The organism is Leptospira ilyithenensis (assembly GCF_004771005.1).
Classification (GTDB): Bacteria; Spirochaetota; Leptospiria; order Leptospirales; family Leptospiraceae; genus Leptospira_A; species Leptospira_A ilyithenensis.
This window is the reverse complement of record NZ_RQHV01000043.1, coordinates 148,140-169,656: the sequence shown is the minus strand read 5'-3', so window position 1 is coordinate 169,656 and position 21,517 is coordinate 148,140. Positions and strand designations below refer to the sequence as shown.

At 40.2% G+C, this 21,517-nt stretch carries 18 protein-coding genes and 1 rRNA gene; 13 read left to right on the top strand and 6 right to left on the bottom strand.

Translation table 11 applies throughout. The features are described 5' to 3' along the window. Window positions 1-411 precede the first annotated feature (411 nt). The 4 genes from EHS11_RS09240 (at window position 412) to rrf (ending at window position 2,894) form a co-directional block, all read left to right on the top strand. On the top strand, window positions 412-825 hold the full coding sequence (locus EHS11_RS09240; RefSeq protein ID WP_135764100.1) for a hypothetical protein: 414 nt from the start codon (window positions 412-414) through the stop codon (window positions 823-825). A gap of 61 nt (window positions 826-886) precedes the next feature. Continuing rightward, window positions 887-1,450: a hypothetical protein gene (locus tag EHS11_RS09235; protein ID WP_135764099.1), complete on the top strand. Its 564-nt coding sequence runs from the start codon at window positions 887-889 to the stop codon at window positions 1,448-1,450. 286 nt (window positions 1,451-1,736) lie between these two features. Continuing rightward, entirely contained in the window at window positions 1,737-2,717 is a 981-nt protein-coding gene (locus EHS11_RS09230; RefSeq protein WP_135764098.1) for a hypothetical protein, read from the top strand. 60 nt (window positions 2,718-2,777) lie between these two features. Beyond that, window positions 2,778-2,894, top strand: a 5S ribosomal RNA gene (gene rrf / locus EHS11_RS09225). 1,084 nt (window positions 2,895-3,978) lie between these two features. On the opposite strand, the gene EHS11_RS09220 is transcribed toward rrf, so the two are convergent. Beyond that, window positions 3,979-4,854, bottom strand: coding sequence for a PcfJ domain-containing protein (locus EHS11_RS09220; RefSeq protein ID WP_135764097.1), 876 nt, complete (start codon window positions 4,852-4,854; stop codon window positions 3,979-3,981). A 119-nt stretch (window positions 4,855-4,973) separates the two neighbouring features. Between EHS11_RS09220 and EHS11_RS09215 the strand changes: the two genes are divergently transcribed. The 5 genes from EHS11_RS09215 (at window position 4,974) to EHS11_RS09195 (ending at window position 13,382) form a co-directional block, all read left to right on the top strand. After that, entirely contained in the window at window positions 4,974-5,501 is a 528-nt protein-coding gene (locus tag EHS11_RS09215) for a hypothetical protein (protein WP_135764096.1), read from the top strand. Between the two features lie 560 nt (window positions 5,502-6,061). Beyond that, window positions 6,062-8,566 carry a tetratricopeptide repeat protein gene (locus EHS11_RS09210; protein WP_246047728.1) on the top strand — a complete coding sequence of 835 codons (2,505 nt, stop codon included), beginning with the start codon at window positions 6,062-6,064 and terminating at the stop codon, window positions 8,564-8,566. Continuing rightward, window positions 8,563-10,158 carry an ABC transporter substrate binding protein gene (locus EHS11_RS09205; RefSeq protein WP_167884397.1) on the top strand — a complete coding sequence of 532 codons (1,596 nt, stop codon included), beginning with the start codon at window positions 8,563-8,565 and terminating at the stop codon, window positions 10,156-10,158. Before EHS11_RS09210 ends, EHS11_RS09205 begins: the two co-directional genes overlap by 4 nt. A 1-nt stretch (window position 10,159) precedes the next feature. Further along, window positions 10,160-13,042 (top strand): TonB-dependent receptor plug domain-containing protein, encoded by a 2,883-nt coding sequence (locus EHS11_RS09200; RefSeq protein WP_135764094.1) that lies wholly within the window; start codon window positions 10,160-10,162, stop codon window positions 13,040-13,042. A gap of 28 nt (window positions 13,043-13,070) precedes the next feature. Further along, window positions 13,071-13,382 carry a hypothetical protein gene (locus tag EHS11_RS09195; RefSeq protein ID WP_135764093.1) on the top strand — a complete coding sequence of 104 codons (312 nt, stop codon included), beginning with the start codon at window positions 13,071-13,073 and terminating at the stop codon, window positions 13,380-13,382. Between the two features lie 179 nt (window positions 13,383-13,561). Here the strand turns inward: EHS11_RS09195 and EHS11_RS19800 are convergent, their stop codons facing one another. Beyond that, window positions 13,562-13,771: a GFA family protein gene (locus EHS11_RS19800; RefSeq protein ID WP_167884396.1), complete on the bottom strand. Its 210-nt coding sequence runs from the start codon at window positions 13,769-13,771 to the stop codon at window positions 13,562-13,564. 227 nt (window positions 13,772-13,998) lie between these two features. On the opposite strand from EHS11_RS19800, the gene EHS11_RS09185 reads away from it, so the two are divergent. Both EHS11_RS09185 and EHS11_RS09180 read left to right on the top strand, forming a co-directional pair. Further along, window positions 13,999-15,243 carry an ammonium transporter gene (locus EHS11_RS09185; protein WP_425460570.1) on the top strand — a complete coding sequence of 415 codons (1,245 nt, stop codon included), beginning with the start codon at window positions 13,999-14,001 and terminating at the stop codon, window positions 15,241-15,243. A gap of 9 nt (window positions 15,244-15,252) precedes the next feature. Then, complete coding sequence (locus tag EHS11_RS09180; protein ID WP_135764090.1) at window positions 15,253-15,597, top strand: P-II family nitrogen regulator; 345 nt, start codon at window positions 15,253-15,255, stop codon at window positions 15,595-15,597. 66 nt (window positions 15,598-15,663) lie between these two features. Here EHS11_RS09180 and EHS11_RS09175 read toward each other — a convergent pair whose 3' ends face one another. After that, a complete protein-coding gene (locus EHS11_RS09175) occupies window positions 15,664-17,391 on the bottom strand; it encodes a sulfatase family protein (protein WP_135764089.1) in 1,728 nt (575 codons plus the stop codon). A gap of 117 nt (window positions 17,392-17,508) precedes the next feature. Then, window positions 17,509-17,991: a hypothetical protein gene (locus EHS11_RS09170; RefSeq protein WP_135764088.1), complete on the bottom strand. Its 483-nt coding sequence runs from the start codon at window positions 17,989-17,991 to the stop codon at window positions 17,509-17,511. Window positions 17,992-18,079: 88 nt separating this feature from the next. On the opposite strand from EHS11_RS09170, the gene EHS11_RS09165 reads away from it, so the two are divergent. After that, window positions 18,080-18,994 carry an NAD(P)-dependent oxidoreductase gene (locus EHS11_RS09165; RefSeq protein ID WP_135764087.1) on the top strand — a complete coding sequence of 305 codons (915 nt, stop codon included), beginning with the start codon at window positions 18,080-18,082 and terminating at the stop codon, window positions 18,992-18,994. Window positions 18,995-19,038: 44 nt separating this feature from the next. Then, the gene (locus EHS11_RS09160; protein ID WP_135764086.1) at window positions 19,039-19,971 is read left to right on the top strand and encodes an alpha/beta fold hydrolase; all 933 of its coding nucleotides are present in this window, start codon (window positions 19,039-19,041) and stop codon (window positions 19,969-19,971) included. Window positions 19,972-20,039: 68 nt separating this feature from the next. Here the strand turns inward: EHS11_RS09160 and EHS11_RS09155 are convergent, their stop codons facing one another. Next, entirely contained in the window at window positions 20,040-20,621 is a 582-nt protein-coding gene (locus tag EHS11_RS09155) for an LURP-one-related family protein (protein WP_135764085.1), read from the bottom strand. A 114-nt stretch (window positions 20,622-20,735) separates the two neighbouring features. Further along, window positions 20,736-21,509, bottom strand: coding sequence for an adhesin OmpL37 family surface protein (locus tag EHS11_RS09150; protein ID WP_210413665.1), 774 nt, complete (start codon window positions 21,507-21,509; stop codon window positions 20,736-20,738). Window positions 21,510-21,517 lie beyond the last annotated feature (8 nt).

Genomic DNA, 21,517 nt, shown 5'->3' with positions numbered 1-21,517 from the left:
AACTTTTTTCTAAAAAAGAATATTTTTATCTATTTTCGTATAGTTGCATTCGCTATGAAACAAAAACTTTTCGGAGAATGGCTCGATCAACCTAAACCCTGTTACTAAATATCTCCACTTTGCTACTAGTACAAGTGGTACAAACTAAGGCACATCTTTTTATCCGTAGGATTCTATGAACGATGGCAGAAAATCGTCTTCGTTTTCACATCATATCAAGTGCAAGCTGCGACGGATCTATTTCAAAAATGAATAGATTATGATCTTTTTATATTTAGTTTGATTCTGAAAAAACAGAGGATATACCATGAAAAACTCACTTATCAAACTAGGAATCTGCGTTGCATTGATTTCTGTTCTAGTTGTAAATTGTAAGAAAAAGAAGAGGATGACAATTCTCCTGCAACTCTTTTGCTTCTTTACGTCAACGACCAAACTTCCGGAAATTGTACTACAATTACCAAAAGTACTTCAACTACCGGTTTATACTCAGTTAGTTTAACTCCGGTTCCAAAAGCAGGCTGCAGTTTGACTTCTCAAACAGCTGTAGACACTTCAGTAACTAACTCAAGATACACTTTGATATCGAATCTTGTAACAGAATCGGCGGCAACTTTAACAGCGATTAAAACAGCAAATTCTACTTTCCCTGCTATTACCGCTCTTAGCCCCGCTTCCTTGTCTGATTACCAAACCTATGTTAAAATGGCGTTCGCTGCTTCACTTTTGAGCGGAACATCTACAACGAACGTTACTTCCGGAGCAATTACTGCTGCTACCGTTACTACAACTAACAGATGCACTTCGTTATATGAAGCTTTCTAAGATTTTTTTAAAATCTTGAACGGAAAAGCCCGGGATACCTGGGCTTTTTTTGCTATTTACTATGATCATTTTCTATTTCTTTTATGATGAAAATAAAATTTATAATTATACTTTGTTTCTCTTTCTTCCTTTCTTCGCACTGAAAGAATTCAAAATTCCTTTCTTTGTTGTAACTGATGAATTTGAAACAGGCGTCCCTCGGGATTTTTTGTGGATACGGGGTAATGAAATGAATCCGAGTGAATCCATTTTGTTATTCAATGAATTCTGGAATGAAAAGGGGAAACAGCCAAATCGTAGGGTTTGGTTTGCTCCGGGAAACCTGAAACTTGTTGAAAAATTAGACGAGAACGATGACGAATTTTGGGAAACCACGATTTATTTCAATAAGTTTGCGATGCCAAAGATGCTCTCTGGAATTATTGCAAGAATTGAATATGATTTGAATGCAGATAAACTAATCGATGTTTGGATATTTCCTGGGGAAAGAATCGAATGGTCTACAGATCCTGCTAAAGAAATTCCGGGCAGGTTTGTCTTATTGAACACGATAGCAAACCAAGATTTAGCCTTGGAATTTTTTCGTAAAAAAAAATTTCTATTTTTGGAATCGGCAATGCGTTGAATCCGAGACAAAGTTGGTTTTTGCATCCGGAACAAGTTAAGAATGAAAGGAATCGTGCCATATTCAATTTAAAATAATTTTATTAGAGGAAGGAATTCAAGAGAATTCTTTTCTGTGAAGTAGTATGTATTGCTACGTTCTTAAGGTTGAATTTTATTTTTCTTTCTTTTCGGTATTCCTATTTTTCGTTTTTAATAGCATATCAAAACAGTCCAAATAGTAGTAAAATTTTCCTGATTCATTTGTTATGGAAAAGGGGGAGAATTTCTCCTAACAAGGAACATATATGAAATTTAACCGAAATCTAGCTTTCATAGCCTTAACGGCTATACTTTTTGGGGCAAATCTTTCTGCCCAAGGCAAGGTCGAAGGAAATGCATTTCGACTCAAAGGAGGTCTTTTTCTAGGATCTGTTCAGTCTGATTTGGAAAAACGTTACCAACTTGCAAATATCATTGGCGGTCAGCTTGATTTGGATTGGAAGAACCAAGGCGGCTTGGGACTTTTTAATCAATTCGGGGCCGAATATTATCATGGAATCAATGCGGGTGTTTTAACTCATATTGTAGCGGGAATTAACTTCAATAGGTTCCCGAAAAATTATGAATGGAATTCCGTGTATCAAACCGGAATAGGATTGAAGGAGGGAGAATATTATATGGGTTTCACTGACTTTACGTTTGGTGCCGTTCTTTCTCCGCAAACTAACTTGCGTATTGTGCCGAAGTATGTCATTCGAAACTATCGTCATTCATTACAAACATCGTCCATCTATCTGGGAAGCCCTCTGGGAATCGGCGATGAAACCTTATCTGCAAGAGGAACTTCCGGATTGCTCGGTGTTGGTTTGGAATACGATGTCAATCCGACTGTGACCGTATTTGCCGATGTGCTTGTATACGGGCCTTTTTTAATCCAAGGTTCGGGAGCTTATAATAGGGAAGGTCTTACTACGACAACGGGACTTGCTACTTACGAAACAGGAAGTGGTGGATTCCAGATGTCTAGCACTAAGATAGCTGCAGGAGCCACGGTACAGGTGCTAAGCGGTCTTCGTGTTTTTGCCAGCTTGGATAGCGAATCCATCAAAACTAAGTCTACTTCTCCTATCGGAGTTTCTGTTTCCGCAACGCCTTCGGGTGCCGCCTCCGCCGGAATCATTGTTCCTACCGTTGTGGAAGCAATTGCTTTTGGAAGTGAAAAGAAAACGGAAATCTTTGGTCTCAAATTTGGAGTCACTTACGACATCAATTTAAGCGGAAAATGAGAAACTTTTTTTATAAATGGAATTGACATAGGAGTATTATCCAGGCATCTGGTAAATACTCCTGGTGATAATGGAGAGAAGGCAATACCCGTTCCCATTCCGAACACGGAAGTCAAGCTTCTCATCGCCGATGGTACTATTGGGTTCGCTCAATGGGAGAGTAGGACATCGCCGGGTTAGCAATCATACTCGTAAAAAAGCCAGCCGAAAGGTTGGCTTTTTTTATGCCCAGATCGAATACCTGAGCGAACCCAATGGTATAGTAGAAGTTGTTCGCGAAATGACAGAGTTGCGACCCATAGGGAGCAAGGCTCGGACACTCGCCCGCGGAGCGGAAAAGCGAGTGGGGTGGAAGTAGGACGAACATGGGTTAGGCATTATAAGTTAAAAAAGACAAACTTATTTGTAAAAATTTTCTTGGAAAGGGAAATGGACTGGAAAAAGCACATAATATGTGCTAGTAGGAATGCATTAGGTGGCGGGTCTAGTTCCATTTATAAATACGTAACTTCCATATGATTGCCGCTGTTTGTAACTTGTAAAGTCCCTTAGCCAAAGCAAAACTCCAGCACAAGAAGTGCAAAAAAACAAATCTCCCTTATAAAAAAACTTGCTCTATCTAAATTGATTAGGTTGTAATGGCTGTTACTGTGGATTTCTTGCGGAAAATAACAAAACTATTATTGGTTAGAAATTCATTTTTGTTTCTCTTTTTATTTATAAGTCCTTCTTTTCTTTTTGCAAATTCGGATATAGTGGTCGCAAGCTTTGAGTGGGAATTGGAGCAGGAGGCTTTGGAATCCCGATCTTCCGGTATAAAAACAGATATTGTTGATTCTGTAAACTTCACTTCCGTCACAAAACAGACGTTTATCACAACTGAAGCGAAATGGGAAGACAAGGAGCAGGATTTTCTTTTGAATATGATCGTTCTTCAGAAGCAAGTCCTCAGGGATTTCCAGAGGGAAATGGTTGGTTTTAAATCAACTTATTCCATAAATCCCCTGCGCCTCCTAAAAACTAACCCTATTTAAACGACCCCCTCCCCCTGCAAGGGATCGAAGCGAGGCGACGTAAGGTCGCCGTCCGAAGGACCGAAGCCGAAAGGCGTAGTCGCGGAAGAGCCCGGTCGGGGGTCCGATCAAATCTGATTCATCTAACACATCCGATGCGCCACACCAAAAGCAATATGTCAATCTCTCCATTTTTCCATTAAAGCAAACGAATGTTTCGCGCAAAGGAGCGTGGAACTTAGAACGCATTACCTGGTAAAGACCCAATTCGGCGGAATCCCGATTCGAAATACATCACCGAGGATTAGAATTCCATTTTGCATCCGCCAAAGCTCTATCTTTTCTGCGGTTTCCTTTTTAACTTTTTTGTTAAATGCGGAGGAAACTTGGTCCAAATACCAATCTCCATTGATTCGCAGCAGTGAGAGAGTGCACCTTTCCGGGATTAAAATCCGATAGATATAATATTTTCCCGCCAAGATGTCCGAATCGTAACTGAAAACACAATTGTGTTGGGCTTTGGATTCATCAAACAACTGTTTTCTTGTGCCGACGGGAATCATCCAATTTTCTCCTTCGGTCGGTGGGGAAGGATAGATTTCGTCGTGACCTGTAAATTCGTTTTTTCCAATGAGATAGATCATCTTTTTTTCCAGTTCGTACAAATGGGCAAGGGAATGCACTTTCCACTCCGGACAAAACCGTTTCACTTCCTCATAAGTTTGAAATACAGACTGATATTTGTTATTCTTTGAAGAAGAGTCAGGAAACCGAAAAGAAAGATCCTTTAGAAAGAGGATGTCCCATTTTTCCTTCCATCCTCTTTTTTGAGCGAGCCCAAAAAAATCAAAGAGAAACCGATTGAGAAATACTAGATGATGGAATGCTTTTTGGTAAATGGAGATGCGATATAACTTCCGAAATGCGGGAAGGTAACCCTCCAGAATGGCAGTTTCCGTTATCTTCCCCAGAACATTCACTGAACTAGGCAGAAAGCCAAAATAAACTGCGATTTTTTTTCTTTTGTGAAAGGGTAAATTTTCCCTGGCCTTGGCAAAATCCTCAGGGACTGAACTGAGGATCAATTCAGGATGTTCCAGACAAAAAGCCAATGCAGGGATCATAGTCTGAATTTATATTATTTTTGCAGTATTGTCATGTTTTTATATTCTCCGTTTTAAAATTTTTTTGCTTTTTCCCATACAAGTGTTCGGAACGATGGGCATAACCAAAGGAGGATTATGTGATTAATTTTAACAAATCTACATATATTATTTTAGCACTCGTTATCGGACTTACCGTTAACTGTAGTACAACGGCAAAGCGAGTGGGTGATTTTCAGGCACCAAACTATAGTTCGGTTAAATTAGGCGACAAATTTGCGGTTTCTTATTTACCGGAAGCGGAAGCAGAAATAAAAAGTAACAATATTTTCAATGAAAATAGTTTTCTTGATTATTATAAATCCGCATTAAAAGAAAAAGGCGTAATTTCCGAAAAAGCGAAGGAAACGATCGAAATCAAAATCAATGATGCCAGATTTCGTTCCGAAGGAGTTGCTATTTGGATCGGTAGTCTTGCAGGTGCGGATTCCATCGATTTGGATCTGACAATCAAAGATGCAAAAGGAAAAGTGATCGACCAACATAAAATTGAGATCTCTTATGCTCTCGGCGGCCTTGTCGGCGGACAAAATACCGTTAGATCTGGTTATTTTTATAAGAAAATCACCAACCTAACATTGCAACAATTAGGTTATCCTGTAGATTAGTTCAATACTTTCTTTTTTTTGCAAAGCCCGAACTGTAACAGGTTCGGGCTTTGCCATAGGTAAAACCATGTTTGGCGGGAGCGAACGCTGGATCCCGGAACAGCCCGACCATTGACAGTTAACATGTGTGAAGTGGAGCCAATCGGGAGCGCTCACGTTCCGCATCAGAAAGTTTCCTTGATTTGTAAAAAAATCTTTTTTGTTTTCGTGAACAGTCGTTCATTCAAACTGATTATGTCAGTTTGATTTCACTTTGTGAACTCCGTTCATTCGATTTATGCGAGAATTCCGGTGTTTCAGCCTGTTTAGTCATTTGCCATATATCATTTGTTATGCTATATGAAATCAGTCAAAAAATTTCTTCTGATTTAAAATGATTATATTTTTTTTAATACTTGACCAATGCATTTGTTTAAGGAGAATTAAAACTTTTGTTAAGGAAACTATTTTTTACCCAGTTTCCAGAAATCATATTGTCGTTTTTATATATTTTATATTGTTAATTATAAATGATGAAAAGAATCTTTCTCCCGTTCCAAAAAATAAAGATCCGAACCAAGATGATTCTAATTGTTACAGGTGTTGTATTTTTATGCGTAGGTCCCCTTTCACTCATCATTCTCTATCGTAATCAAGCGATCTTGCTTGACAAAACATTTGAAGTTTGTTTGAACCTTGGAGACAATATTTCCAATCTCGCCACGGAAGAGTTGTTGATCAATGAAACGTTTGATGCAACAAGCACTGCCTTATCCCGTTTAAAAACATCCCAGCTTTCCGGGTTGTTGGATGCCTATGTAGTCAATATAGACGGACGTTATGTTGCAGAAATCAATGAAAACCATTTAGGCAAACCCGTTCCTCGGAATGAGTTGGATTATTATTTCAGTTTGAAAAAACTCGATTTCAAAGAGGTAGAATCCCCGAGCGGATCCATTCTTCGTTTCACTTATCCCATTTTTATCGAATACAGGGACAAAAAAATCCGCGTGGGTGCAGCTATATTCGAGTTTGATAAAGAAGAAGTTTACGCACCCGTAGTTCAGACAAGGACTACCATCATTTTAGGCGCAAGTATTTTGTTTTTTATCGGAATCATCATTGCGGTTTATAGTGCTATCTTTTTTTCAAGGCCCATCCAAGAACTCACCGCCGGAGCCAAATTGATCGGATCGGGGGATCTGAGTCATCGGATTTCCTTGCAAAATCAGGATGAAATCGGTGAACTTGCCAATACTTTCAATCGGATGACTTCGCAGATTCAGGACTTCACTCAAAATCTGGAGAGCAAAGTAGAACAAAGGACGGAGGAACTGAACCAGAGTTTGAAAGTGGTTCAGGATTTAAAGGAGAGACAGGACGGGGATTATTATCTCACCTCACTTTTGTTGCAACCTTTGCAGCCTAACAATAATAACTCAAAAACGGTCAAAACGGAATTTCTGATCGATCAGAAGAAAAAATTCAGTTTTAGGAAATGGAAGTCCGAGATCGGAGGAGATATTTGCATCACAGATACTATTTCATTGCAAGACCAGGAATATACAGTATTTATCAACGGTGATGCGATGGGCAAATCCATCCAGGGAGCGGGCGGTGCTCTCGTATTAGGTGTCGTATTCAATGCGGGACTTATGCGCTCGCGGATTACAAAAAATCAGAAGGTATATCCTGAAGTTTGGTTGAAAGAAAGATTTTTGGATCTTCAAAACGTATTTCGTTCCTTTGAAGGTTCGATGTTCATTTCTGTCTGTATGGGGCTTGTAGAAGCAAAAACAGGCGTTATGTATTATATCAATGCGGAACATCCCTGGACTGTGCTCTTACGAGATGGGAAAGCTTCCTTTTTGGAAGAGGAGCTTACGATTCGCAAATTGGGAACCCCGGATATAGAAGAGAAATTTTTCGTTCGGATGTTTCAACTGATGCCGGATGATGTTGTTATCACCGGATCCGATGGAAGGGATGATTTTGCGCAGGAGGAAGACGATCCGGGTTACGAGACTATCAATACGGATGAGATGCAGTTTTTGTACCGTGTGGAAGAAGCGGGAGGCGACCTGGAAGGAATTTTCAAAGGGATCAAGTCCAAAGGCTTTTTAATAGACGATCTTTCTCTTTTGAAGATTAGTTATGACCCTGACATAAGCGAGGCAAAATTTTTTCCGACACCGGAACTTCCTTCCGGTCTTACGGATACGCATCAATTGCTGAGCGGCGGAAATACGGAAGAAGCCATTCAATCCATTGAGGAGTTGTTCAAAGAAAATCCGAATTTCTCCGATCTGTTGAAACTGCTTGGAAAACTATATTTTGAAACAAAAGAATATTCCCGTGCGGTGGAATGTTTGAATCAATTCATTGATATCAATCCTGCAAATAACGAATCCGTTTATCTTCTTTCTTTGTCTTACAAAAATCTGAATTTAATGAATGAAGCCGCAGATGTGGGCGAAAGGTTGTACCTTCGAGAACCTCTCGATTTCAACAATCTGATCAGTCTGGCCGAAATCTATTTTGAGTTAGGTGTTTATCGAAGAGGGGAGTTTTTGATTCAGAAAGCTTTAGAGTCGAATCCGGATGATCAGGTCGCTTTACAAATCCAAACAAAAATCGAAAGTCTCAAAAACACTCTCACTCCCGAAGAGATTCAAAAAGTTCCGAAACCGCTTGTGGAAATCCGAAGTCTTACATCCGTGATTGAATCTGCGGACAATTTGTACGCAGAAAAAAAATACAAAGAAGCATTGAGCGAATACAAGGAGGCGTTAAAACGTTCCCGAGAAAATCCGTTTCTGCTTTTCAGAACTGCCAATTGTCTTTCTTTATTGGAGCGAATGGAAGAGGCGATCGAGTTTTATTCCACCTCTCTCGCACTGGTGCCGAACAATCACCATGCCAGAAATAATTTAGGAAGTATTTTCTTTCGTCTTCAAAGGTACTCCGAAGCGAGAAACGAATGGGAGATCGCTTTGCAGATGAAACCCGATTTCAAAACGGCACGCATCAATTTGGACAAATTGGAAAAGTTCATACAAGAAAATTTGATTCAGGTAGAATCATGAACTCATTCTTGCGTTTTAAAAAAATCAATCTATGCTTTGCCGTGTCCGCAATTTTTTTGTTTGTATTTTTATTCGAAAAAAAATCTCTTTTTTCGATTCCGGTCGCAAACAAGTCCGGCGGTTATGTGGAAGTTCTATTGTCTTTGGACAATACAATCTACGAACAGAGCTTATACGGAATTCAATCCGTAATTGATTCCGAAGTTCGGATCACTTACTTGAATATTTTAAATGAAGAACAGGGGGCCTTGGCAAAATATTTCCGTGAATTGGAATCTTCAGATGTTCCTCTTTTGATTGCAGTCGGTCCTTTGGCGGCAAAGACGGCGAAAGAAAATTTGAATAAGACACCGATTGTTTTTACCATGGTGAATTCTCCAAAATCTTTGGGTTTGGAATCGGGCAGGCTTTGCGGTGTAAGTATGGACGTATCGATCCAGGATTTTTTTCAAACCTTAAAAGAAATCAATCCCGATGCGAGAAATGTGTATTCCGCTTATTCTACAGAAGAGGGAGGATACTCTGCGACTGAAGGAGAATATGAGGATTTAAAAAACAAACTCCTGTTCAATGCCAAAAAGACTGCAAACGGCGCGGAGTTTTCAAAATATTTGGAAACGATTTCGGAAGAAACAGACGGATTCTATATGGTAAGCGATCCTATTTACGATCGCAAGAATTTTGAGATTCTTTCCGCGTTCTGCAAAAAACACAGGATCGTTTTGATGACACCTTTTCCATCACTTGTCAAAACGGGAGCGACTTTTGGGATTAGCCCCGATTATACGAAGATAGGTGTACTGACCGGTTCCATGGCGAATCGAATCTTATCGGGATCTTCCCATTGTAAAAAAGAAGGAGTGATCTGGTCGGATCAAACTTCCTTTTATCTTAATGAGGAATATGCAAACGAATCAGGTCTAAAAATTCCCCAATCCATTGCCGATCGTGCGAAACTTACCGGTTTACTTGCTGCGGGAGTCAATTTACTCAACGATGATAAATTGAAAGCCGCCAAATCCGTGTTTGAGTCTATTTTGAAAAAAGATGCAAAAAATCCATCAGCCATTTCCTATTTGAATCTGATTGTTGAAAAGATGACCGGAACCAAAACAAAGGAGCTCATGGCTTCCGCGAAAAAATATTTCGATGAGGGAAAATATTCCCAGGCAAGAACCGAATACCAGAAGGTATTGCAAATCAATCCGAATATCATTCCCGCTAGAGAAGGCATCCAGGCGACTCTGTTAACTCAAAGCGAACAGGAAAGAGCTCAGGCAAATTCTTTGTTCCGCAATGACAGACCTTACGATGCGATTAAAATGGCTCTTGCTTCCATCCGAACATTACCTTCCAATTTGAAGGCTGTTTCCGATCTTGCCGGCTTCAGAAACAACCAATTTTCCAAGATCCCTGAATACTTTAAAGAGGGCCTAACGGAATACAATAAAAGAGAATATGAACTCTCCATTAAGATATTTGAAGATATCCTGTTAGTCGATCCGGGTGACAAAAAGGCGATCGAATATCTTCGTCTCTCATACAAAAAAAGAGACGCGCTTCGTTTGATGACTGAGAAATCGAGGGATTAAAATGCAAATTAAGAATCTGGCCCTAGTTTCATTGTTTTTGTGTATTCTGACGCATTCCGTTCACTCACAAGATCCAAAGGTTACAAACACTTCCAAATTGATCCAGGTTTCCGAATTTGTTCCTTTGGAATCCACAAATCCGAATCAGAAATTGGCAACCCAGGTATTTGAAACTCTCTCTCAGGAATTACGTGAAAAAAATTATACTGTAGAAAAAAGTCAAGGTTCTACTTTAAAGGACCGCCTGACAAAGGCTAAGGAAGAAAATGTTTTGTTTCTTATCGAAGGTTTTTATGAAAAACAAAACGAATCTTCCAGTTTGAATCTTTATGCGCAAGCTTATGATCCTTCTACCGGCTTTGTGGTTGATGCTTTCAATGTAACGGATGAGATCTTTCAAACAAAAGAATTGAATATCAATTCGGCGGATTTGCTGGAACCTGATTCGCAAAGGATCCGGAAGTTTTCCAAAAAATTGGCGCAGCTTCTTCGCTCCAATTCCCGGAAAAAAGAAAATCGGGAAAATATAGAACAATATATTTTGAATTCCAAAATCAGTTCTAACAATAAATTTGCAATCACATCTGATGAAAAAGCATCCGAAGATGCAGCCGCACAAGTATTCGACCTGCTTGCAAACCAGGTCACTACCTCCGCGACGAAGATTGCCAGAAAAACGAGTGAAGCACCAAACATCGTTTCGGTGATCTCAGATAAGGAAATCAAAGATTACGGAAGGATCAGTCTCAACGATATATTATACCAGCTCCCCGGATTTTCTCCTTCCATGGACTATGACAGAAGGACTGTTTCCTCCCGGGGAATTTATGAAGGTTGGAATAACAACCACCTAATGCTACTTATGGATGGGGTCCAGTTCAATGACAATTTGTACGGATCCGCCTATACATCCGAGATTACTCCGGTCAGTCTGATCAAATCTTTGGAAGTGATCCGCGGTCCCGGTTCCGCTTTGTACGGTTCCAACGCAACGAATGGAGTCATCAATATCAATACCTACACGGGTAAAGATTTGAAAGGAGAAATCAGAACGCGTGTGCGGGCCGGCGATAATGGAACCAGGATTTATGATTTTACAACGGGAAATACAGGACAGATTTTTTCCTATGTAATGACATATAACAACTATTCTACGAATGGGAATGGTTACCAAAGTCATGACGGTTCCGGCAGAACGAATGAATTCGGATACCTCAAAAAATTCACGACCAACGATGCAAGAGGAAACGATTATGTGTTCCTTCGTCTGGATGGGGAAGGTGCATTAAAAGGTCTTTCCATTCAATACCATCGCCAAAATTGGAATTTTCAAACGGGACACGGATGGCTTTGGAGGATTCCTGATGTAAAGGAGAACATGTCCGAGTCGAGGCAAATGGCCTCCGTAAAATACACAAGCAACATCACTGACAAACTAACACAGGAATATGTGCTTCGTTACCAGGAACATAATATCAATTGGAATATGAGATTTGCCGAGAATGGAGCTTATGATGGTTTTTATCCTGCAGGGATGACGGAATATTTGAAAACGGGAGCAAAGGATATTTTGTCGAGGGGTCAGTGGACATATATTCTTCCCAACGGGGGGAGTCTACTCGGTGGTGTGGAAGGAACGATTTTCAAATACGGAGGAGACAAAGAACATTATAGCAATATCAATGTAAACAATTCCGTAGACGGATTTCCCCCTTTCAGTGCTGACAACGGACAAAGGAAACTTGGGTCTTGGTTGGAATGGATCAAAGACAAACCGATTCAAAAGGGAGCCGCCTTTGCTCAGTTAACTTCCGGAAAGGTATTCAATCGTTTGGTGGAATTCACATTAGGGATGCGGTATGATGAAACCGTCATCCATTACAGGGGAATCGACCAACCCAAACAGGACAGTTTGGGGAACCCTGCATCTCTTTTCATTAACCCCGCTGATCCTAATAATTCCCCCAATACACCTTACATCAATGAGGCGCTTGGTCCCCCGTTTATTCCGAATGAAAAAAGAGTATTCCGAAAAACGAACCCGAGGCTTGGGATTGTGTTTTTTCCTTCTTCCAATCTGACCATCAAAGCAATGACCGGGACTGCATACAGGGAACCTTCTGTAACGGAACTTTTCGGAGCGAATACATTCTCGCTTGCTTCCAATCCTAGAAAATTAAAACCCGAAATCATACGTACTTCAGAATTGGCAATAGACTGGCTTGCCTTCAAGTATTTGAACCTGAGAGCAAATTATTTTTTGACACGTTTTGAAAATCAAATCGCTTATAGCGTTGCCAATAACAATTTAAGCACGAATATTTATACCTTGGTCAATGACGGTGCGGAAATGGAAGCTCTGACCTCTTATAAAATGATTTCCGGGTTTGCCAATTTTTCCGTTGTTAGACGAAGGAACGAACACATCCAGGACAGTACTGTGGCAAAGGAACCGAATCAGGTAAGTTGGGTGCCTGCGCAAACTGCGAATGGCGGAATCAATGTTAAATGGGAAAAATTGACGTCTTCTTTTTCCATACACTGGCAGGGTAAAGTGAGAAGAAGGGCAAGTGATCTGGGTTCCATCGATCCGGTTTCGGGTTACGGGCCGTTCGACCCGAGTACGTTTGTGAAAAACGATGTAAGTACCTATCAGCCGATTTTTTACGGATCACAGTACCCCGTTCACCGTTCCAAATCCGTACCGGAATGGGTCAGTATAAATTTCAGAATAGGATATCAATTGATGGAGAATGTTAACTTTGCCTTTTTCATATCGAACCTTTTGAATCATTACCAACCTCTGATCAAGAACAATCTTTATCCGTTCGACTATATCAATGAAGGAAGAAGATTTATGTTTGATCTAAGTGCTACTTTCTAATAGGATAAGGACCGGGGATGGCAAACTCATGAGCATCAGTGAAAGACAATTGGAGTTGATCAAAGAATCCGCTCATTTATTGGTAAGGGAAATCAATCTGACAAATGAAGAAGCGATTCAGCTGATCTCCCGATGTATCAAAAAAGAATTAACCAAAAGAAATATCACTATGGAGATGTTAAACATCAGCCCGAAACCGGATAGAACTTCCTTTATCCGTGCGGTTGTGCAACACGTGCAAGATGCCATTCAGGAAAATCCTTATTGGAGAACCAAACATTTGAACAAATCGATCGAAAGTTTTTATAAAGTTTTGCACGATACCTGGACAAGGGAATAAAAAGATATAATCATTGTTATATGTATGGTGCCTATATTCGTTTTAAGCGCTCGGGAAGAGCGGAGTATTTTTCCAGTTCGTCATCTATCTGGTACCAATTAGGTTTGTTTTGAACGAATATATGTTGGGTAGGTAGATTTTCCGTTTTCAAATCCTGATCTAAAGTTCCTATCGTGATATCAATGTATTTGTTCTGGGTCGTTCTTCTGTAATACAAACTTGATCAGCAAACACTGCAAAACCCTCTTTCCCCATCCGTCCATACCGTAAGTTGCACCGTGAAATTTGCGGCATATGGAACAATGGCAATGGCTGGGATTTGTTTTGAATTTGGCGAATTCATATCTGATTTTGCCGCATAAACAGGATCTGCTGTAATTTGAGTCCATAAATTTTGATCGCCTTTTTTACTTATCTCTCGTTTTGTATTGAATTTCGATCATTAAGATATTGAGTTTTAAATTTGTCATTTTGTTTCCGTACTTCTGCTTCGGAAATAATCAGTTGAAAGATTGAAAAAACACTATTCAATGCCAATGAGCCAAAGGAGAAAGGAATGTTTCTGAAAAAAATAAATAAGAATTTTATCTTCTTATTGTTATTATTATTTCCATTGATGATTTACGGACAAGAAACTCAAACGAGTGTTATGCCGGAAGCGGCAGCACCGAGTCTGGATAAGGCTGATACCGTTTGGATGCTTGTATCTTCCGCTTTAGTATTTTTTATGATTCCGGGCCTTGCTTTGTTTTACGGCGGGATCGTCCGGTCCAAAAATATACTATCCACAATGATGCATAGTTTTGTGGCAATTCTAGTGATGACATTGCAATGGACTATCTTCGGATATAGTTTTGTGTTCTCAGGTTCCAGTCCTTATTTCGGTGATTTTAGTCTTGCTTTCCTTGAGGGAGTCGATCTCAACACTTTGGAAGGAAGCATTCCCAAATACGTTCATTTTTTATTCCAAGGCATGTTTGCACTTATCACACCTGCGTTGATTTCCGGTGCCATTGCGGAAAGGGTAAAACTTTCGGGATACGTAGTGTTTATATTAGTATGGGCGACTCTTGTTTATGATCCGGTCGCTCATTGGGTTTGGGCTTCAAACGGTTGGCTCTTCCAACTGGGGGCACTTGATTTTGCTGGAGGAACCGTGGTCCATTTGATTTCAGGGATTGCAGGCCTTGCCGCAGCTTTGGTCATTGGCAAAAGAAAAGGAGAACCCGGATCTCTGACTCATCCGAATAACATGACTTATACTTTGATCGGATCGGGACTATTGTGGTTCGGCTGGTTCGGATTCAACGCAGGCTCGGGCCTTGCAGTCAATGGGGTTGCTGCCCGTGCATTTTTAGTAACTTTGATCGCACCTGCGGCGGCAGGAACAGTGTGGCTACTCATTGAATGGTGGCACACTAGCAAAGCGACTGCATTAGGCGCCGCTTCCGGGATCGTTGCAGGACTTGTTGTCATTACTCCCGCTTCGGGATTTGTGGGAGTGCAGGGTGCTTTGATTATGGGTTTGCTAGTGTCTCCTGTCTGTTATGCGGCGATTTATTTGAAAGGTCGATTTGGATATGACGATACTTTGGACGCTTTCGGAATCCACGGTGTGGGCGGGGCTTTCGGAGCAATCCTTACAGGTGTATTCGCTTGTTCGCTTGCGGAAGGTGTAACCCGAGGTGGCCAAATCTACGTTCAATTTCTCAGTGTGATCTCGACAGGTGCTTATTCTTTTGTAGTTTCATATGTATTGGCACTTGTGATCGATAGAACCATCGGTTTTAGAATTGATGAAGAAAAGGAAATCTCCGGTTTAGATCAGGAAATCCACGGAGAAAAAGGATACGATATCTAAGGAGAATTTATGAAACTAATTATAGCAATCATTCAACCGCATAAATTGGAAGAAGTCAAAAATGAATTAACCAAGAGTGAAATTTACAGACTTACTGTCAGCGATGTCCAAGGATACGGGCAACAAAAAGGAAAAACTGAAATATTCAGAGGTCATGAATACCAAGTGAACCTACTCAGAAAAGTCCGTTTGGAAATCGCAGTCAATGATGAGTTCGTCAAACCGACCATAGACGCAATTTTGAAATCGGCAAAATCCGGAGAAGGCAAAATCGGAGATGGAAAGATTTTTGTAATGCCTGTGGAAGAAGTGATTCGAATCCGAAACGGAGAGAGGGGCGGAAAAGCGATTTAATCTTTTTTTATTTCAGGGCACAATCCAACTGTTAGGTTGTGCCCTTCCTTCAAGCTAGGAAAGTATTTACAAATTCCAAAGGAATTTCGGGCCGGGCAACATTTGAGTTTCCTCTGCCCCTATTTCTTTTTTGACCAAATCATTTGTCTTTTGGGACATTTTGAAAACCAAATCTTTGTTTTCCGGTAGATTCGCTATATTTTTTCTTTCCATCGGATCATTTTGGGTGTCGTAAAGTTCCAAATCATTGTAGTTTTTCAATTCTTCCCAAGTTTTGGGAACATGATGGTCTAACGGTCTAAAATACCTGGCAAATTTATATCTTCCGTCAAAACAACCCCGCATGGAATGCCTTTTTTCCATACCTTCCAGTATCGGACCATTTATCAATTTTAGTGTCCGCAAAATACCCGTTTGTTTATATGCATTTGCGACGTGTTTTGCGGTAGAAGCCGATCCGAATACCCTGCTGTCCCATTGATACAATGCAGCGTCTCTACCTGTGCTATCATGGGCATTCTTTGCGGAGGAAGTCATGACTTTAGCAAGATTGTGGCCTTTTAGATTCGGGTAGTATTCCTGGATTTCAGAGTCCTGTAATCCGGCAAAAGAAAGAAGAGTGGGAGCAATATCAATCTGCGAAGCAAGTCCGTGAATTTCTTTTCCGTTTTTGATATCAGGGTGCCAAACGGCAAACGGAAGTGAGGCGCTCTCTTTGTATATTGTGTTTCCCTTTCCTCTGAGTCCGTGAGCTCCCGATAGTTCTCCATGATCGGATGTAAATATAACAACGGTATCCGACCAGGAGGAAGTTTCGTCCAGAGTATCATAAACAGTCCCTATGTGATCATCCACATCCCTTAAACAATTGAGATAGTAATTTTCGTAATTAAGCCAAGCCTCTTTGTCATCCAAGTGGATTTTACCAAGTGTAACATCCATTACATCGCGGAATATGCGGTGAGCATCCGGTTTGTCTGTTTCTCCCTCAATACCGAAATTCGGTAATAATGGAAAACCCAGATTCCGATTATATAAAGGGGTATCCGGAGATTTTGCAATTCTTTCACCTAACATTTCATTGAATACATAGGTCTCCAATTGTTTTTCGGTTGCCAAATAATACATGATGTCATGCGGGTTTAAAAAATTTATACAGGCAAACCAAGGTTTTGTTTGATTTGATCTCGATCGGATAAATGAGGATGCCATTTGCGCAGTCGCTTTGTCTTTTTTGTGTCCGCCTTGAACTCCCTCCACTTCATAAGCCTGGTCGCTATACTCAAAGCCGTATGAAGAGAAAATGGATCTTATTTTGTCCCTTCCTACAGGCTCCATAAATGGAATATGAGTCAAGTGCCATTTCCCGAAATAAGCGGTCTCATATCCCAGGTCCGACATCATAGTTCCCAGGGTGGGAACATGATCATAAAGGTCGTGTGCAAAAGGGATGGGAACATTTTCATACACCCCGTTGTGTTGGTAATGAAGGCCGGTGTAAATATTTGCTCTAGCCATGGAGCAAAGGCCCGATACATTCTGCATGTTTGAAAAAAGACTGGCTCTTTCGTAGAGCCTTTCTCTGTGTCTCAAGCTCAAGCCTTGCGGCAGTAAATTGGAATGCCGTTCCTGGTCCGTGATGATCAGCAGGATATTTGGTTGTTTTGTTTTCCTTTCGGCTATTTTCGCACGGTATCGTCCGGTTTTTAGCAGAGAAGTGGTATTGCAATTTAAAATTTCCAGTGCAAGTAGTCCGGCTGTTCCCGTCAAAAACTCTTTCCTTGAAATCTCCATCTCACTTCCCTGGAGGCTCAAATAAAAATAGATCCCTCATAAATGAGAATGTTATCAAATATGAAATAAATATCAAATCATTTTTGTAAAAACATTCTAATCGATTTTGCCATTTTTTTATTCGAAGCGCAGATATTTTGAAATCAACAGATCTTCTTTGAAATGTTTCGGATAACAAATCGAGAGCAAATCAAATACCAATTTTGCGATGTTTTCCGAAGATATCTTTTCAACAGGAAAACTCACTATATCTAAAGTCTCGTCGGAAATAACTCCTTCTTCGATTTTCAAATCGGATGAAATGCAATTGATCAGACGCTCATGCCAATTTTCTATTGAAATTTCGTCTTCCCATATGCTGAAATGATAACAATACATATGCAATCCTTCTTCTTCATCAAATTCGAAATGAAAGAATAAATCTTCGTCTTCATTTGCTTTTAATAATATCTCTATCTGGTCGGTATTTTCCCAGTCGTTTTGTTTTAGTTTGTCTAATTGCAATTTTAAAGATGAGAGTGGGTTTCGAATTTCTTCAATCGGCTCCACTTCTTCAAAATCTTCCGTATTTTCATCATCATCATAATTGAAAGAACTCATAATTTTACTTATTTAATTTTTTTCAGGATAATAAGAAAAGAATAAAATCCTTATTTTTTTAGATTAGGCAGGATCTTACGGAGGACCAATGCAAAACAAATCGAAAACAATCGCGATGATCGGGGCGGGGATTATGGGAAGCGGAATGGCGGCAAGACTACTCATTCACGGGCATAAAGTCCGTCTTTACGCCCGGTCTCCTGAAAAACTGGATCTGCTTCCTGAGGATATTAAAACAATTGTTAAAGGTCCTAGTGCCGAAATTTTTGATTCCATTTCGAGCGCGGTAACAGGCGCGGATCTTGTTGTTCTTTGTCTTACCGAAGACGATGCTGTGCGTAATGCTTTTTTTAGGAACGGTTTATTGGATGTCCGACCGAATCATATCATTGATACTGGCACTACTTCTCCCGAACTTACATTGGAAATGTTCACATCGGCAAAATCCCAAGGGATTGTTTTTTTTGATTCTCCTATGACAGGAAGCAAGCTTGCGGCACAAAGCGGACAGATTTTATTTATGACGGGCGGTGATCGAAAGGGGATAGAAGAGTTGAATTATTTCTTTGAAGCTTGCGGTAAAAAGACGATTCACTGCGGGCCTGTCGGAAGTGCGCAAAGAGCGAAAATAGCATTGAACATGATACAGGCGGGAATGTTTCAGGTTTACATGGAAGGGTTTCAATTGGCGACAAAGGACGGGATTTCCGCTTCCACATTTTTTGATATCCTGAAACAATCGGCAGCGTCTTCTCCTTTATTGGAATTCAAACTGGGGAATGTTATGCGGAAAGACTACAGTGCTCATTTCACTTTGAAAAATATGAATAAGGACAGAAATCATGCCATGCAAAGGGCGAAAGAATTGAAGGCAGTGCTTCCTCTTTCTTCCGCGTTAAAATCCATTTATGAAGCGGGAATGGGACAGGGTTTGGAGGATGAGGATTTCTGCTCTTTGGCAAAAGTGAATGAGTTGTTAAACGGAAATGAGATCCGTCCGTAAAAATTATTTGACTGTTTTGTAGAATCTTATATTAATTTCTTCATATGAAACGACTTCAGAAAGTATTGCTTTTTTCGATCTTGATTCTAATCGTTGTTTTGCCGTTTATCAATGATAAGGAGCGGGTTTCGTTGGACGAGGCCTACCGCAAAAAAACAGGATCTACGTTTTTGGAAACACCTGACGGTTTCGTACATTATCAGTTAGGTGGAAATCCGAGCGGAGAAGTCATTGTATTTATTCATGGATTTTCCACACCTCTTTTTATCTTCGAACCTCTGGCAAAACTTTTGGAAAAGGAAGGATACCGTACTCTTCGGCTCGATTTGTTCGGAAGGGGTTTATCGGATAGACCGAATACAACTTACAATCCCGATTTATTCAAACGCCAGATTTTAAATACTCTCGACGGTTTGAAAATCCGGGCTCCTATTAATCTTGTAGGAACTTCCATGGGGGGAATTGTAGTCAGTCGATTCGTTTTGGATGAACCCGAGAGAGTGAAGCGACTTGTATTGATTGCACCTGCCGGTTTTCCAATGAATTTGCCGCTCGTCGGAAAGATCGCACGACTTCCTTGGATCGGAGAGTATTTGATGAAGACTTTGGGAGATAGAACCTTACTCAAAGGAACTAAAACCGGTTTTTACAATATGGAAAAGTTTCCTGATTTCAATCGGCAGTTTTCGGAACAGATGGAGTTCAAAGGTTTTAAGAGAGCGATACTTTCGAGCTTGAGAAATATGAAATTGGAATCCTTTCTTGAAGAATATAGACTGTTAGGTGGAATGAAAATTCCCAAACTGTTGATCTGGGGAAGGGAAGACAGAGTTGTTCCTTTCTCAAATAGCCGGCTGGCATTGGAAGTATTGCCGGATACTGTATTTTTTCCTCTGGATGCTTTGGGGCATGTTCCCCATTATGAAGCGCCTGAAGTTGTGGCAAAAGGACTTTTGGCATTCTTGAAAAAGAATTGAAAGCTCTAAACCAGGACCGATCGCATGGATAAGGACACAGATTGTTGTTTGTATCGGCAAAGGCCGTATTAGTTTTGTTTGCCTTCGACAACTTGCAACAATACTACGGCAGCCAAACCGAGTTTGCGATTGAGATGTTTCCCGCTATCCATTGAAAAGTCGACTTTCATTTGAGGCAAAAAAGGATTCCATGTTTGTTCAACAAAACCAACAGCCTTGTCGTTCAAATAGAATTGAAATTTTTGCGGAAGGAAATTGATCAGATAACGGCGTATCAATGCGAGGATCCAGTTGTCTTCTTCTATTTTTCCAATCACCGTATCGTTCGAATCTAAAATTTCCCAAGCGTCCATAACAAAGGAAGACATCATTCCTTTGCGTCGAAGTGCTCCTATTTTTCCTCCGCTGACGGAGTCGGTTACATCATAAGTTGCTCCGAAGTCTATTATGTTTCGGGCACTGATTTTCAGTAAAGATTTGGTTTCCGTTTCATCACTGAAGACGGTAATGTCTTCTTTGAATTTGAATGCTTTTTGTTTTACGAAAAGTAAGAGCGTGGTTTTCTTCTCGTCGAAAATACGGATTGTATTTCCAAAAAGTTTGAAAAACACCATCTTTGCAAAATATTTGTCGTTATTAAAAGCATCCATGCAAACTCTCCGAATGATTACTTAAAAATTCAATCTCCTATATTTGGCACTCATCGAATTCAATGTCAATCTTTTAGATCGGTATACCGGCGAAGGAGCGGTGGTTTTGCAAAATTATTTCTTTTTTAGAATATTCCTTCTCACATAAGCCGGATCGATTTCATCCAATGGTTTTGCCAACTCTTCCATATTCGGTTCGTACATCGTCATTGTATAAATTCCGTCTCCGACATAGGTTTTAAAATGATTGTCCCAATGAATGGTCAGGTATTTTTCTTTGTCTTGTGAGATTGCCCTGTCGATATCTTCGTTTAACGACTCAAAGCTTGTATTTTCTATTTCGATGGGAAAGTCCGTGTTGTGAAGAAGTGCAAGTAAAACTAAGAATTTTGCGGAGTGTTTTAGAATCTTCAGGCTAAAAAGCATATCTCTCAGTTTTAAAAGATATAGATAAGGTCGCGTATTTTTGGCTATGATCAGTTTTTGTTCGGCTTCGGACAGATCTCTGAGTGCAAGTCGTAGAAAGGCATTTGTTTCCGTTCTTTCTTTTCCTTTTGCAACCCTTGCCAATCGATTGATTTCGAAACGGATAAATAGAATGTTTTTGGTTAATATCCTTTCATAGAGAATCACCAAAAGCCTTTGAGTCGTTCGGACACTTTCGTATGCTCTTCCGTAATCACCGGCAGTGTGCAGACTTTGAAATTCTATATAATGTTGGATGCATCTTTTATAAAGTTTTTTTTCCTCTTCGTCGCCAAAGTTGGAAACGGAAGAATCGATTGATTTGAGGATAAGTTGGTTTTCTTCCGCACCGAATGCAACTTGTAGGTTTCCTTTGCTTGAATAATTTTCAGTTCCGGATATAAAAACTGAGATTAGAATCAAGATTTGAA